This is a genomic window from Nocardia nepalensis, assembly GCF_048910785.1.
Lineage (GTDB): Bacteria > Actinomycetota > Actinomycetes > Mycobacteriales > Mycobacteriaceae > Nocardia > Nocardia nepalensis.
This window is the reverse complement of the sequence record NZ_JBKBET010000022.1, coordinates 1-14,810: the sequence shown is the minus strand read 5'-3', so window position 1 is coordinate 14,810 and position 14,810 is coordinate 1. Positions and strand designations below refer to the sequence as shown.

Genomic DNA, 14,810 nt, shown 5'->3' with positions numbered 1-14,810 from the left:
GAAGAGCCGTGCCCGACGAGTGAATCCACGTGTCGGGCACGGCTTTTCCGTCCTGACTAGAACGTCGGTATCGCCTTCGACGGAGTGAGGGTGCTGCTGCCCGTCCAGTACTCGGGCAGCGCCATTTTCTGCAGGATTCCCGATGCCGCCGCGAAGTTCTCGGCTTGGGCCGCGGCCAGGTACTCCCTACTGAGGTGCACATTGATGAACCTGTTCATCAACGCGGCGCGATCCCGGGATACGGTGCCGGTCAGACCGGGCAGCGAATTACCCGTGCCCGAGACGACATCCCGAATGGCATGAATGACCGGTTCGGTGGGATTGTTGAAATAGTCCCGCAGGAACTGCTGTTCCGGTGCGGTGAAGCTGCCGAACTGCAGGGCGGGGTCGGCGAAGCGGCGTTCCGCGAGCCGGTGCGCGGTCCGCTTGAACAGCGCGACATTGGCTGGTGTCGCGCCGAGTTTGAGCACGCCGAGCGAGGCGATGGCCTGTCCGACATGCTTATCGCCGTCCCACATATTCGGCCCCCAACTCGTTCGGTAGTTGTAGGCCTTGATCGCGTCGGTCCGCATTTCCTTATCGGTGAATCCGGCGCTGAACAGGGCCGCTTCGGCATCGCCGAGGCCGGCGCCGCGGTCGATCACCCGGTCGATCGCGACGGCGGCGCCCATGGGTGTGTGCCCATATGTCGCCGCGGCGGACCGGGCGGAGTCGATGATCTGCTCGCGGGTGCGGTAGTAGTTGCGGATCCAGCCGAATCGGTCCGCCTCGACCGCCATCCGCATATTCGCCAGTTCCGCTTGCTGGCGCATCGCGGAGCGCGAACTCAGCGGCGATCGCCTGCGGCCCATGAGATATTCGGTCACCGGCGAGGCGTTGACCGTGTTGAGCGCCGCGAGTCCGGTAATGAGCCGCTGGGTTCCGGACATACCGCCGCCCGCTCCCATCATCGCCGCGCCGCCACCACCGGCTGGAGCGGAATGCCCGGTCGCGAGAACGCCACTGATCTGACTGGTTATCCGGCCGGTTCCGGCGGCGAGACTCCGGCTCACCCTGCGCAGCAGGACAATTCCGACGATCATCACCGACCCGCCGATGAAGATCACCGCAATGCCATGCCCCTGAGCCTGTCCGAACACATCACCGAGAACCAGGGCGTAAACGCCGAGATACACGGTGAAGGCGATCATCTTCCCGGCCGATACGAACGAATCGACCAGATTGCGCACCAGGAACGTCTGGCTCGGTCCGTAGACGAATCCGCCCGCCGCGAACCCGAAAATGGCCATGAAGGCGTGATAGATCGCTTCCGCCGCGGCCACCACGATCTTCCCCGAGAGATATACGCCGAACATCAGCAGTACGGCGGCGAAAATCAGCAGCAGCAGACCTGTGCAGACCTGGCCCGCATTGGGATTCTGGGCCTTGGTGTAGGCCGCCACATCGCCGCACCCTTTCATCCCGCTGGTGACCTTGTCATCGCTACCGGCCAGCACCCCCGCCGACCATGCGGCGCGGCAGGCCGGTGCGTCGTCCACGACATGGCCGAAGTTCCACACCTGCAGCGGATAACGCACGAAGTTGTCGGCGAGCGTGCCCGCTATGGAGGTGATGACCACATTCGTATCCGGATTCGATTGCCCGTTGAGGCCCGCGGCGACCGCGACACCGACGTCGCGCCCCTGCGCGAGCAGCCCGTCCGAGGACAAGACGTCGGCCATCGGATGCGCCAGGTACGGCACGCCGAACAAGGCGACCGCCAGCATCGTCACCACTTGGACAGTGGCCTTGGAGAAGTGACCGCGAACCACGAAAACGCCTACGAAGACACCGCCCACCGACACCGCCACCGCCATGAGGACGGGCGTGCCCACCTGGGCGGAGAGGGCCTCGGCGACCCGCGTCAACGGCCGTGCGATCAGGTCGAGCCAGCGAAAGCTCACCACGTAGTCGATCACCCAGATGCCGGTGACCTCGGTGCCCATGAAACCGGCGAACTCCAGATCGAGGATGCTCGACAGCGCCGAATTCCCCGGATGCAGAATGCTGCCGTGATTCGTGGCGAATACATAATTGGCCAGTGGTACTCCGGACGAATCCCGGACATTCATCCAGCCGACGGCATCGATCGTCGAGGACCCGGCCGTATCGGTCCGGGTCTGTGCCGTCGCCACCGCGCCGAGCGTCATCGGAATCACGAACAGCACGATCACGCCGAGCAGCAAACGGGCCGTTATTCGCCGTAATCTAGTGGCGTAGACCCATTGCGCGCAGCGGTGGATCACCGCTCGCGGCTGCCAACGCGCCGTATCCCAGAATTCGAGGTCCGAGAGCACATTCGGATCCGGCCTGCCCGAAATCAGCCGCGCGCCAACGAGTTTATCCGATCGTCCGAACACGTATTCAAACCTAATGTTCGGTCGAGCCTCGAAAACCCATTGCGCTCAGGATGATTCGTTTCGCAACTGCCGTGCTGTCACCGATGTCACATCGATTCCATTGGCGCGAGCCGAATTTCGCCTGGACGAAATTCGATCGGTGCGAAATCGTTGGGCCGTTACGGACCCGGTGACGTCGGTATCAGCTCGGCGGCAACTCGGAATGCCGGGCGAAGGCTTGATCGATCAATTCGGATGCGGCGCGGGTCGCTATCAGACGCGCGATGGCCAACTCGGTCTCGAGTTTGGCGCGGTCCTTCGGCGTGCGCGCGGACTGTTCGTAGTTCTGGCCCGCCAGAAAGTAGAACAGTTGGGTCGCATACTGATCGGCGATCTGATTGCAGTCGGCTCTGATCCGCTCGACCAATTCGAAGGCGTCGCGCGCGGAGATCCCGGCGTCGACGAGCCGGGTGGTGAGATCGCTGCAGCGGGGATTGATCACCCGATAGGCCTCATGCGGATCGGCGCTGGTGGCCAGCGCCTGTTGCACGTAGTCCGGCAGTTCGGGAGCCGCTTGCCTGCGGTCCCGGCCGGATGCGACGGTCGAGGCGACCGTCGTCGGTTCCGTCGTCGGTGGATCGGCGACGCCGAGGACGTCGGCGAGACCGTCACCGCGGTCCCACGCCTCGAGCAGTTCCCGGATCCCGTTCAACTTCATGCCCCGACTGAGCAGTCGACTGATCGTCTGCAGTCGGTTCAGGTGATCCGACCCGTAATAGCCGATGCGCCCCCGCACTTCGGGGGAGGGGAGGAGTCCTCGTTCGTGGTACACGCGGACACTGCGCACGGTGGTATCGGCCGCCCGCGCCAGCTCGTCGATCGTGTACTCGGACTCAACAGCCATATCCATAGGAAACCATAATTCGCCTAGCGGATGGCCCGCGACCAAATGTACCGTTACTCAACGATACGTGAGGATCACATGTTGGTCAACGTGCCGTTAAGTAGCGGCAGAAACGATTGCCGATCGGCCAATGGTGGGTTAACGTGCGTGGACCAGCAATCATCGCTGGGCCTTCCGGGGACTGTTGAGCAGCCCTGATGACCGCCCGACCAATGGGCTCGCACAACCGATGTTGGCGACCCCTGGCATCCCCGGAGACGGCTATGAGCATCACCCAAACTTCCTTTGCCGTGGAATCCCCTGCGGCGGCACGGGTTTCGACGATCCCGAGCAGGTCCGCGCATCGACCGCCCTGCGCGGATGGTCCCGACGACTGGGATCTCGACGTCGGCACTCCGGACTCGTGGCGAGCGGCCATGCGAATTTGCCAGAGCTGTCCGGTGTTCGCGAAATGCGAACAGCTGGCACAGACACTCACCGAACGCGGCACCGGACCGCGGGCAATGATCTGGGCCGGAGTGGCCTACGACAGCGCGGGGAAGGTCGTCGCCGACCTGGACCGCCATCGCATCACTCCCATCGACCACAAGCGGCCGCTGCGAATCATCCGAACCGGCTCGCGTCCGGCGCCCGCCGAACCCGCCGCGGCGACGCCGCGCCGCCACATTGTGCTGGGCCGTCGGCTGGAGCCGACCGGCACCGGTGACCACTGACCTATGCTTCGTCCACCATTCACGACGAATTTCACTCTGGCGGTGTGTAACTCATGACGGTTCTGGCGTTGGCGATCGGGTCGCACGATTTTGCGGCAACACAGGTGTCCGACGACGTCGACGACATCCGGCGTCGCCCGATACCTGTCCGTGGCACCTGGGAGGTGTGCCGAGATCTGCTGGTCGAGGTCGCCGGCGGCACCGATGTCACCAGCGTGGGGATCGCCTCCGTCGGTCCGATCGATATGGCGGCGGGCGTGGTCGCGCCGACCGAAATCCGCGAGTGGCGAACGGGCTTCGGCCTCGTCGAGGCTGTGCAGAAGCTGTTCCCCACCGCCGCGGTGCAACTCGCCCTCGACGGTGTCTGCGCGGCTACTGCCGAGCGCGCCTTCGGCGCCATGCGTACGGTGCCGGATGCGCTGTCGATGACGGTCTCGGACCGGATCATCGGCGCTGTCTCGGTTGGTGGTTTCGTGGTGGTCGGTCGTACCGGAAATGCCGGACAAGTCGGACATGTGCTGGTCCCAGGGTTCGATGACGTCTGTGACTGTGGTGGGCGCGGGTGTCTGGAGTCAGTGGCGAGCGCGACCGCCACGCTGAAATGGGCACGCACCCAAGGCTGGACGGGCGCATCCGTCGATGAGTTGCTCGAGACCGCTCGCGCGGGTGACGAGATCGCCGAGGCCGCACTGAGTCGGTCGGGAACCGCGCTCGGTCGGGCAATCGCCTCGGCGGCCGCACTGCTCGACGTGGATCTGGTGATCGTCGGCGGCGCGATGGCGCGTCCGGGTACCGCGCTCTGGAAGTCGCTCGGCGCGGCCGTCGCGACACACGCCAGGCTCAGCTCTCTCACCGGATTGCGGGTGGTGCCGTCCGGACTCGGTGACATGGGTGCGCTGGCGGGTGCCGGTGTGATCGCCCTCGCGGCGCAGCGCTGAAATCTGTTCGCGGCAGTTCACCCCGCTCAACGCCTTGGCCCCGCCGGGTTCGCCGGGCGCCTTGCTGGTTCGATCGGGTGGTGCGGCGCCGCGGTTCGTTCGCGTGCGGCGAACCGCGGTGTGCGCGCGGAATTGTGCTGTTTAACCGTAGCTTCATCAAGCGGATGTTAAGAAACGACCGGTCGGTGAACCTGTGGCGTCCGAGTCATGCAGACTGCATGTGATGTCGACATCATGGAACCTATTGAACGAGCCGTTAGATAGCGGTACATTGTTCTGGTCACATGGTGTCGCCCCTTGGGTGACAGCTTCCGGAAGAACGGCTGGTACGGGCAAGTGCGATGACGAGTGGCGCAGTAATTCCTTGGATAACGATCGAGACGTTGACGCCCGAAGCGATGTCGGTGGCGTCGGTGGGGGAAGCGCCGCGGGATTTCGCCGACTGGCAGCGAGTGCTGCAGCGGCTGCTGGCGCGGACGCCAGCTCTCTATGACAGTCTGAGGACCCGGAGTCTGGTCGAGGCCTTACGCGCGGCGCGTGACGGGGCCGAGGATGTGGATCTGACGATCAAGACCGGTTCGGGGCCGCACCTGCTGCGGATCCGTCCGGTATTCGGACCCGGCGGGGATGTGCACGCGGTCCGCCTGTGGATGGGGCCCGCCACCGCGAACTGCCCGGTACTTCCGGCCGCGGTGGGTGCTATCTGGGACCTCGGTACCCAGACCATCCAGCAACCGATCGGCGCGACGCGGTTGACCGGCAACTCGGCCGAGCAGTACGCGCCGGTGATGTCGATCGCGGAGCTGTTCCATCGGATCTCGGGCTTCAACCGACACGCCGAGGTCCTTGATCTGCTCTATAACCCCAAACCCGGTGACCGACTCCAGTTCGACGTCACGGTGACCGATGGACCGGAGCGGCCGGGACGGTGGCGCATCACCATCCGGGCCCGCGACGACGACCGGACGCACGGCGCGTGGTTGCTGATCGAGGACGTCACCTCCGACAACGAACCGTCGGAGTGGCCGACACTGGAACGAGTCGGCCTGCGAGAGGCGCACCGCCGGGCCGGAACTCACCTCGCGATCGTGCAAACCGAGCGAGCGAGCATCTCGCACTGGCTCACCGATCCGGCGCCCTGGATCCGCTGGGACTACCTGTTCCGGCCGGTGGACGTCTTCCATCCGGATGACCGTATCCGGTTGGTCGGCCTCACCGATCGGCTGCAATCGGGGGATACCGCGGGTGTCACGGTGCGAGCGCTCAACTACGGCGGTGGTTACACGCCGACGTCGCTGCTGCTCTACCCGTATCCCGGATATCCGAGTCGGCAGCTGGCGATCGCGCAACTGGTTCGCGTCGCCGACGATGTGCCGATGCTGGAATCCGGGCGCAACGCGCTGGAATCCGTGCCGGGGCATGCGCCGATCGGTTATGACGATCAGCTGCAGTATCGGCTCGCACATCGCTTGAAACGTAGTCCGGTGTACTGACCCGCTGTCCCCAACCCTGGGAATGGCGGGGCGGCCGGAAACGACTGTGCTCTCTACCATTTCGAAAGTGCGGACAATGGCTGGCAGATCGACTGATTCGGGCGAGGAATTACTTCGCCGAATGGTCGCACGCCGCCGCCGCGACAATGTGATCGTCGGGGCGCTCGCGGTGCTCGCGATCCTGGGCGGTGGCCACGCGATCCTCGATTGGTTCGCCTCGGATCCGCCGCCACCGTCGGACAATGCCACGCCCGCGACCGTCGGACGCGCGCAGTTGGCCGGTTCGTTCGCCGAGCAGTTCATCGTGACGTACCTGGGTTCGGTTGCTGGACAACAGGATCGGCTCGGTGAATATGTCGGCGGCAGTGCGCAGCAGATCACGCTGCCGACGACCGCGCGGCAGGTGTCGGAGCCGATGGTGGTGTACGTGGCGCGTATCGGCAGCTTCGATGCACTCGAGGTCTGGTCGGTGACCGTATCGGTTCGGGTCGGCAAGACCACGGGGACCGCGGGGACCACGGGGACCGCGGGGGCCACCGGTACTGCCGGGGCCGCCGCCGAGGCGCGGCAGTACTACCGGGTAGGAGTATCGGTACTCAACGGGCGGCTGCGGGCGTTATCGCTGCCCGCCCTGGTGGAACCGCCCAGCCGGGGTGCGGATCTGGCGCAGGCGTATTCCTCGCCGTGCACGGCCGATACCCCACTGGCTCAAGTGGCTTCGGGTTTCCTGACGGCGTACTTGACCGGTACCGGGGACGTGGGTCGCTACATCACCCTGGATGCCGGGATCGCCGCGTTGCGTCCGGCGCCGTTCACCGCGGTGGAGACGGTCGCGGTCACCTCCGATGACAACAGTTGCGGCACAGCGCGATCGGCGGCGCAGGTGCTGGCCACGGTCAATCCCAAGGGCGACGGCGGCGCGGCCGCGACGCTGGCCTACCCGCTGACCATGGTGCGCGACGGCGGCCAGTGGCAGGTGCAATCGGTGGATTCTGTGCCCGCGATGACGAATCCGCCGGCCGTGGTCGCGCAGCAGGACTCGCGCGGTGGTAGCCGCCCCTCGAGCTCGGTCACCTCCTCGGTGCCGTCGTCCGTGGCGCAGATTCCGCGGGCTACCCAGAACTGATACGAAAGAGGCAGGCCCATGGGTAATTTGAGCGCCATCCTGTACGGCGTGCTGGTCTTCATCCGCTGGGCGGGGTTGATCCTGATCACCATTCTGAGCATGGGGGTGATGATCTCCGAGGCGGCCAAATCCCGGCTGTCCCCGGCGAAGATCCTCGCGGTCGCGGGCTCGGCGGTGTTGGCCGCGGTCCTGTTCTGGATATTGCCGACCCTGGTCAACTACGCGCGCACCGACTCCAACATCATCGTCCCCGATCACCCCATCGGGGGCTATCGGTGACCCAGGTGATCAAGGTTTTCACGCCGATCAAGCGCGTGCCGACCATGATCGGCAAGGCACAGAACGGGCAGAAGCTCCCGTTCGGACCGTATACCCTGCCCCAGGTCACCGGTGCGGTGGTGATGATGGTGATCACCTCGGTGTGCGCCATGACGTTTCCGGTCAATCCCGCGGTCACCTTCATCGCCGGTCTGGTGCTGACGGTGATGGTCGTTTTCGGACTCGGTCTGGTGCCGTATACCGGGGTCCGGATGATTTCCCGGGCGATGTGGGTCGGTCGGCTCATCGTCTATCGCAAACCGGTCTCGGCTTCCGGGATGCCGATCGACGCGGACTCCGCACGCCTGGCCATGTTCGTCGAGGAATCGGTTGTGCTCATCCTGCCCGACCGCGTCGGCGCCGAAAAGCCTTCCGGCAACACGATCGTCGACGAACGCGTGCTGGCGGCACTGGGAGCGGGCGCGAGCGGGGCGGATCTCAGCGCTCGGTTGAACGGCAACGGTCACCACCCAGCGGAAGGGCGCGGTTGATGGCATTCGGACAGGACATCCAGCCGACCGCGGCGATTCGCGGGAATCTGCAATTCACCCATTCGGGTCTGGTCACCGCGACGTACTTCATCAACCCGCTCGGCTACGGGCTGCGCAAGGCCAGCGACAAGTACGACGTGAAGGCGGCCCATCACTCGCTCATCAATAATCTGCCGAACGGTTCGCTACTGCTGGGCATCCAGGCGCAGCTCAATACGATCGACGTGCTGACCAAGATGGTGGAGGGCGTGGATCTCGACGAGTGCGAGGAATACGCCGACGAAGTGGTCGCTGCCTACGAGCGGGTCCGGGCAATTGTGCCGCAGACGCGGATCTACCTGCTGTCGATACCGGTGGGGGCCACGAACCCGGGCATCTCCTCGCTGTCGCGAATGTGGCGAGGCAGCACCACCACGATCGATGCCACCGCGATCTCACGCGCCGACCTGGACGGCTTCGACGAGAAGGCGAACGAGATACTGTCCCGGATCGGCGGCGATTTCGATCCGACTCCGGTGCCCGCCGCGTTGTTCCAATGGCTGTGGGAACACTATCTGGCGCGCGGAGCGGTAGGCGATCCGGTCGCGCCGACACGGGCCGGTGCACTCGATGACGCGACATCGGCGGTATTCCGCTCGGCGGCGTTGGACGAAGGCGCACAGGCCGACAGCAATCGGCGCGTACGGCCGTCATTCGTTCCGGTGATCAAGGTGGTTCAGCCGGACTCGATTTATCAGTCGTCATACCAGGCAATGCTCACACCCCGCTCATTTCCGTACGCGGGGATGAGATTTCCCGGTGGCAGCGAATTCCTCAACGTGCTCGAGGGTTTGGGGGATGTCACCGTCGACTGGGGTATGCGAGTGTCGACGAAGCCCTCCGAGCAGGTTCTGAAGAACAACGAGCTGAGCCTGCGGCGGCTCGGCGAGCAGATGGACCAGCGTGACCAGGAGGTTTCCTTCGCGCAGAACACCCTGATGTCCAAGGCGCAAATGCTCGGCGAGTACAACCAGCACTTCGAGGTCAACGGTGGCGAATCGGAGGTGTCGTTCACCACGGTGATCGCCATCGGTGGGCACTCGCGGGATGTGACGCTGGACGCGGTGAATACGATCAAGCGCCGCTACAAGCGCTTCCAGGTCGAGATGACCGCACCGGTCGGCGCCCAGGTCGATCTGTGGTCGATGCTGATTCCCGGCAGCCCGTCGCGGCGGGCGTTCGACGATTTCGCCCATATCGTCCCCTCGGATATGTGGGCGGGTTTCGTGCCGTTCACCACCAGTCAGATCGGTGACGACAGTGGCCCGGTGATCGGGGTCAATCTGCTGTCCGGAAACTTCGAGCCGATCCACTTCGGCATCATGGAAGCCGCGCTGCACGACCTTTCCGCGTCCTTCGCGGTCACCGGCGAACTCGGGTCCGGCAAGTCCTATTTCCTGAAGCTCATGGCGGTTCTCGTCCACGATCTGGGCGGACAGTTCCTCGCCATCGACCGCAGTCAGGTCGGCGAATGGGAGCATTTCGCCTCATCGATCGATAATGCCGTCGTCATCGACTTGGCCGATCCGACCGTGTCCTTGGATCCGCTGCGCTTATTCGATCCGAGAATCGCAGGAGAGCGGGCATTGGACTCGATCCTGCCGCTGCTCGACCTGTCGCCGACCTCCGGGGCAGGCGCTGCCGCCAGCAATCTGCTGACGCCCAAAGGCATTGCCGAGCACAATATCCGGAGTCTGCTCGATCTGTACCACGTCGTCCGAAGGCTTCGTGATCAGCCGGGGCGTGAGGAGGAATACGCAGATCTGGCGGCGCGACTCGGCACCATTGTCGAGCGGGTGCCGGTGCTCTTCGATCCGAAGCTGCGCCCATTGCAGCTGAACGCCGCGGCGACCGTTATCCGCAGCCACCAGCTGGCCTTGCCGTCGGCCGAGGAACTCACCACCCCACACCTGTACAACCGATTGCCGTTGACCAAGCGGCTCGGCACCGCGCTCTACGAACTGGTCGGTGTCGCCGCTCGGGAGGCGTTCCTCACCGACAATGGCAGATTCGGATTGCTGGTCGGTGACGAGGCGCACCATTTCACCCAGACCCAGGTCGGTTCGTCGGTGACTTCGGATTTCAGCCGGGACGGTCGTAAGCACCTCGCCGCGATCGGGTTGGCCTCACACGATCCCGCAACCGACTTCCAGGGTGCGGCACACAATCTGATCCCCAACAGGTTCGTCTTCCGGCAGCGCGACGAAACCCTGGCCCGCAATAGCCTGGAATGGCTCGGCGTGGATTTGGAGGAAGCGCCGTTTCTGCTGCAGATATTGCGGGAGGAGACCTCTCCGCCGATCGGTCCGGGACGTCAGGTGCCCGACGAACGCCGTGGCGAGATGTTCATGCGTGATGCGCTGAACCGGATCGGGCGCGGCAAGGTGCTCGGCCCGGCACGTCCCGACCGCGCGGCGGCGATCACCAGCACACCGGCCGCCGCCGGCGTCCGCACCCCCGATTCGGAAAGGCAGGCGATCCCGTGACCGCGGGCGCCGCTAGCGGTGTCGCCCTGCACGATTGGCGGACGCACGCGCTGGGTGCGCCGGATTGGGATCCGGCGCATTGGTCGCCGAGGGTGCTGTTGCGGCGATGTCGTAGTTGGATCGCCGCGACGCGTCGTAGGCGCTGGACAGCATGGATTCTGCTCGCGGTCTTCGTATTGTTCGTATTTCCGGGTGTCGTGAATGCGATCGCCACCGCGCAGTCCGGCACCGACACCGCGGGATCGTCGGTCAATAGCGCGACCAGCTGGATGAATATCCGCGATTCATCAGGGGTCCCGCTGTCGAACTATACGTTCGTCACCAATCACGGCAGCGTCTTCAATCCCGGATATGCCGTGATTTCGCTGATGATCTTCCTGATTTTCGAGCCCTGGATCATCATTGAGACCAGCGCCAATTGGATGGTCGGTAATGCCTTCAGCTTCGAATGGTTGAATTTGATCGGCAAGCCGGTGCAGGCGGCGGCGGAAAATCTGTCGCGTACGGTTGCGACGCCTCTGCTGGCAACGGTTGCGGTCGCTATCGGCGGGATCCCGTTGGCCGTATTCATCATCCGCGGTTATCACGCGAAAGCGGCGATGGGCGTTTTGTTCATCGGTGGCGTAGTTGTGCTGAGTCCGCTATTTCTGGATCATCCGGTGGAAGACGTTATTTCGTCGAATGGGTTTCTGGCGCAGGGGCGGAATCTAGGTATTTCTGTGGCCGCCGGGCTCAATGGCAATAGCAATCCGGACACCACCCAACTGGTAGCGACGTTACAGGAGGGCATGGCGGATAATTTCGTGCGGGCGCCGCTGCAGGTGTGGAATTATGGGCACGTCGTGGACCAGCGACCAGCCTGTAAGGCGGCGTGGTCGGCCGGGATGATGGCCGGCAGCGAGGACCAGGTGAAGAGCGGCCTCAGGTCATGCGGGGACACCGCCGCGTACGCGGCGACGGAAAAGCCCAGCTGGTGGCAGGTCGGCGCCGGGTTCATCATAATTGTGTCGGGGGGCGTAACGGTTGTCTTCTGCGTATACATGTCGTGCCGGGTCGTCTTGTTCGGGATGGACGCGATGTATTACTCGGTCCTGGCGATATTTGGGTTCGGCGCCGGCGGATACATCTACGGAGCCACTCAGACGTGGACGATCCGTTGTGTGGTGCACGCTGTCTACTCGGGTTTCTGGATGGTGTTCAATATTATTTTTCTCGCCATCTATATGCTGATCCTGAACGGTCTGTTCGAGGCGGTGGGCGGATGATATCGGTCCTCGTTATCGTTGCGGTCGTCCAGGTCATTGCCATCATTCAACTCAGACGTCTCAACTTGAATCTGGATCGTGGTAACGAATGGATCGCCAACCGGTTCGCCCTGGCGGTCCAAAATGGCGGTGCCAAGGCCGGTTCGGGCTCGGGTTCAGGTGGTGGGACCGCGTTGGGGATGGGTAACGCGCATGCTGGTGGTTCGATGCACGGACTGGGGTTCCTTGCCACGCTGGGCGCAGCCAGCACTATCGCGAACTCGCCTTTGACGGAATGGGCCATGCTGGGGATCCCGGGATCATGGCGTCCCCAGTCGAAGCTGAAAAGGGATATGGCCAAGCAGCAGGCGGGATTCTGGAACAAAAAGGGGACGGGCGGGGCCGAGGGCGAATATGCGATGTCCTACATGAACCGCTCACAGTTCATGCGTGCCGCGCGCCAGGCCGCCAGGGAATACCCGCAATTCGGCCGCCGCAACACCTACCGAAGCGCTGCTGCGGCGTTGCGAGGTGTGGAGCAAGCCGGTGGCGGTCGGGGTGATGCGTTGGGAGCTCTCACGGGAGCCGGCTTCACCAACAACAGGATGAAGGACATCGCGATCAGGACCTGGGGGATTGTCGATGACAACGCTGAGGACGAAACCCTCGCCAACAAGCAGCTCGGCCACGTGGTCGCCGCGACGCAAGAAGCCCAACGCCAGGCATATCGTCTCGTGAACGGAACAGGCGGTAGCACCGAGGAAGTGGCAGCCGCCTATGCGACGCTCGAGCAGAGTGTTTTCAGGTTTCGACGGGCCAACTATGGCGGTGTCCGCCTCGACGGTGGGGCCGCCTGGGGGGAAGAACGAGCGTTTGTCATGGACTACATGGGGGATCCCGCCAACGGGATCCCGGCGGCGCAAACAGAGCAAAAGATCAAAGACTTGCAAAATCTGCGCAATGGCGACCTCAGTGTCCAAACTTCGAACACGATGCTGGCCAACATCACTCCGGACCAGGCAGGGCGCATGATGGACTGGATCGGCAATGAACATGCCCTGCGGACCGAGGATGCCGTGGCGCGTCTCATCGCGAATCCCACCTCCCAGCAAGCCCTTCGAGATGTTCGCGAGCAGGTTGTCCGTGCCACCGACACCGACCAATGGCAGTCCGGTGCCCCGAGAACATCATGGAATAACCTGGCACCGCCCGACCCGAGGACTCCGATCAACGGGGACTGGGCCAGGCGACTCAGGGGCGTGACGCGACTGCTGAATTATTAAGACTTCGATCGCAGAACGTGCGGTGTCGCCGCGGCAGCCGAGCAGCTATCTCCTAGGAAGGGGGCAATTCGATGATCCAACGTCTGATGATCCTCGCGATGATCCCGGCCTGGCTGTGGGTGTTGTTGGCGGTCTTGGGGGGCTGCGGCAGCATGCTGGCGGTGGTAGTGCTCTCGGTGGGCGGGGTGACATCGCCGGCCGCCGCGGATCTGAACTACCAGTGTGACAGTGCGGTGGGTCCGGATCCGGCCAGCACCGCGACGGTGGTTCCCAGCACGACCGCCGCCGCGAGTGGCGGATCCAGGAAGGCGGGCGCCGACTCGGTGAGGTCGTCGCCGCTACCCACCACCAACCCCTATGCGCAGCTGACCATCGCCCCGGACGACACCGACGCTTCCGAATGGCAGCGGGCCTGTGTCAGCGCGTTGAAATCCGCGCCGTACCAAGCCCCACCACTGCAAACCGCGAACACCGGGTTCGTCGCCGAATGCGCGCAGAAGCTGGCCCTCGCGCAGCTCGGGCCGCCGCCGGGGACGACCGACAGCGGTTCGGGTGGTCTGGTCGGGGACCTCGCCGCGATCGGGCGGGCGGTGATCTACCAGGCATCGGCCGCATCGGAGACCGGGCGTTGCGACCTGCCGACCGCCGCGAATGCGGGCAGCGCTGGCTCGGCTTCGCCCGGGACCGACATAGCCGAGCAAGGAAGTTCGATGTCGCGCAAACCGTGCGGGCAGCTCAATGCGGCAGGCGACGCGGCATCGGCCGTGGTTGTCCTGCCGAATACCGTTGCCGGGCAGGCGAGTTGCGGTCAGCGAGTCGATCCGTCGGCAGTCTCCGCAGGAGATCTGGTGTTCTGGAATTACCGGAACCACGCCCCGACGCGCTCCGGAATCGCGGTTAGTGCAACGCAAATCGTCACCGTCGATCCGGCCTCGGGGCGGACGGTGCAGGAAGCCATGCCGACCGGGCGTGATGTCCGGGTGAAGCGTGTTTTGGGTGGTGGATCGTGACGAGTCCGGTGGATGTCGAGGTCGATGCCGAGGTTCCGGCCGACGCTGGTGGGGTGGAGGGGGATTCGTCTGCTCCGGTGACGCCGTGGTCGGCTAAGGGGCAGGAGCGGCGTCGGGGTGGGCCGTCGGTGGCGCCGCCGCCGGGTGCGCCGGGGCAGAATGGTTCTGGTCAGAATGGCCAGGGTCCGGCCGCGCCGGGGACGAGTCCTGGTGGTGGGTCGGCGAATTCGCCGACCGCGCCGGGTGGTGCCGGTTCGGGTGCGGTGGCTCCTGGCGGGGCCGCACCGGCCGCACCGCCCCCGGCGACCCCCGCGCCGCCGGCGGCTGCGGGTCCGGCTCCGGCGGGGCAGGTGGCACCGGGTCAGCGGTCGGCGCCTGCGCCGGCGG

General features: G+C 64.6%; 12 protein-coding genes and 1 pseudogene. 11 read left to right on the top strand and 2 right to left on the bottom strand.

What is annotated here, in order from left to right:
• Window positions 1-56: 56 nt before the first annotated feature.
• Together ACHQ4I_RS18875 and ACHQ4I_RS18870 are read right to left on the bottom strand one after the other, a co-directional pair.
• Window positions 57-2,399, bottom strand: coding sequence for a hypothetical protein (locus tag ACHQ4I_RS18875; RefSeq protein WP_420773112.1), 2,343 nt, complete (start codon window positions 2,397-2,399; stop codon window positions 57-59).
• Window positions 2,400-2,580: 181 nt separating this feature from the next.
• Window positions 2,581-3,282 (bottom strand): MerR family transcriptional regulator, encoded by a 702-nt coding sequence (locus ACHQ4I_RS18870; protein WP_420773111.1) that lies wholly within the window; start codon window positions 3,280-3,282, stop codon window positions 2,581-2,583.
• Between the two features lie 263 nt (window positions 3,283-3,545).
• On the opposite strand from ACHQ4I_RS18870, the gene ACHQ4I_RS18865 reads away from it, so the two are divergent.
• The 11 genes and pseudogenes from ACHQ4I_RS18865 to ACHQ4I_RS18815 form a co-directional block, all read left to right on the top strand.
• The gene (locus ACHQ4I_RS18865) at window positions 3,546-3,995 is read left to right on the top strand and encodes a hypothetical protein (RefSeq protein ID WP_420773110.1); all 450 of its coding nucleotides are present in this window, start codon (window positions 3,546-3,548) and stop codon (window positions 3,993-3,995) included.
• A gap of 53 nt (window positions 3,996-4,048) precedes the next feature.
• Entirely contained in the window at window positions 4,049-4,933 is an 885-nt protein-coding gene (locus ACHQ4I_RS18860; protein ID WP_420773109.1) for an ROK family protein, read from the top strand.
• A gap of 341 nt (window positions 4,934-5,274) precedes the next feature.
• The gene (locus ACHQ4I_RS18855; RefSeq protein ID WP_420773108.1) at window positions 5,275-6,426 is read left to right on the top strand and encodes a GAF domain-containing protein; all 1,152 of its coding nucleotides are present in this window, start codon (window positions 5,275-5,277) and stop codon (window positions 6,424-6,426) included.
• A gap of 76 nt (window positions 6,427-6,502) precedes the next feature.
• Window positions 6,503-7,552: a conjugal transfer protein gene (locus ACHQ4I_RS18850; RefSeq protein ID WP_420773107.1), complete on the top strand. Its 1,050-nt coding sequence runs from the start codon at window positions 6,503-6,505 to the stop codon at window positions 7,550-7,552.
• Between the two features lie 18 nt (window positions 7,553-7,570).
• Window positions 7,571-7,831 (top strand): hypothetical protein, encoded by a 261-nt coding sequence (locus tag ACHQ4I_RS18845; protein WP_420773106.1) that lies wholly within the window; start codon window positions 7,571-7,573, stop codon window positions 7,829-7,831.
• Window positions 7,828-8,361, top strand: coding sequence for a hypothetical protein (locus tag ACHQ4I_RS18840; protein WP_420773105.1), 534 nt, complete (start codon window positions 7,828-7,830; stop codon window positions 8,359-8,361). The genes ACHQ4I_RS18845 and ACHQ4I_RS18840 overlap by 4 nt, the downstream gene beginning before the upstream one ends.
• Window positions 8,361-10,886: an ATP-binding protein gene (locus tag ACHQ4I_RS18835; RefSeq protein WP_420773104.1), complete on the top strand. Its 2,526-nt coding sequence runs from the start codon at window positions 8,361-8,363 to the stop codon at window positions 10,884-10,886. The genes ACHQ4I_RS18840 and ACHQ4I_RS18835 overlap by 1 nt, the downstream gene beginning before the upstream one ends.
• Entirely contained in the window at window positions 10,883-12,151 is a 1,269-nt protein-coding gene (locus ACHQ4I_RS18830) for a hypothetical protein (RefSeq protein ID WP_420773103.1), read from the top strand. The genes ACHQ4I_RS18835 and ACHQ4I_RS18830 overlap by 4 nt, the downstream gene beginning before the upstream one ends.
• Complete coding sequence (locus tag ACHQ4I_RS18825; protein ID WP_420773102.1) at window positions 12,148-13,413, top strand: hypothetical protein; 1,266 nt, start codon at window positions 12,148-12,150, stop codon at window positions 13,411-13,413. The genes ACHQ4I_RS18830 and ACHQ4I_RS18825 overlap by 4 nt, the downstream gene beginning before the upstream one ends.
• Window positions 13,414-13,484: 71 nt before the next feature.
• Window positions 13,485-14,423, top strand: a complete 939-nt coding sequence (locus tag ACHQ4I_RS18820) for an NlpC/P60 family protein (RefSeq protein WP_420773101.1) — start codon at window positions 13,485-13,487, stop codon at window positions 14,421-14,423.
• A pseudogene (locus ACHQ4I_RS18815) lies at window positions 14,420-14,810 on the top strand (hypothetical protein); the annotation flags it as partial. The gene ACHQ4I_RS18820 and the pseudogene ACHQ4I_RS18815, both read left to right, overlap by 4 nt.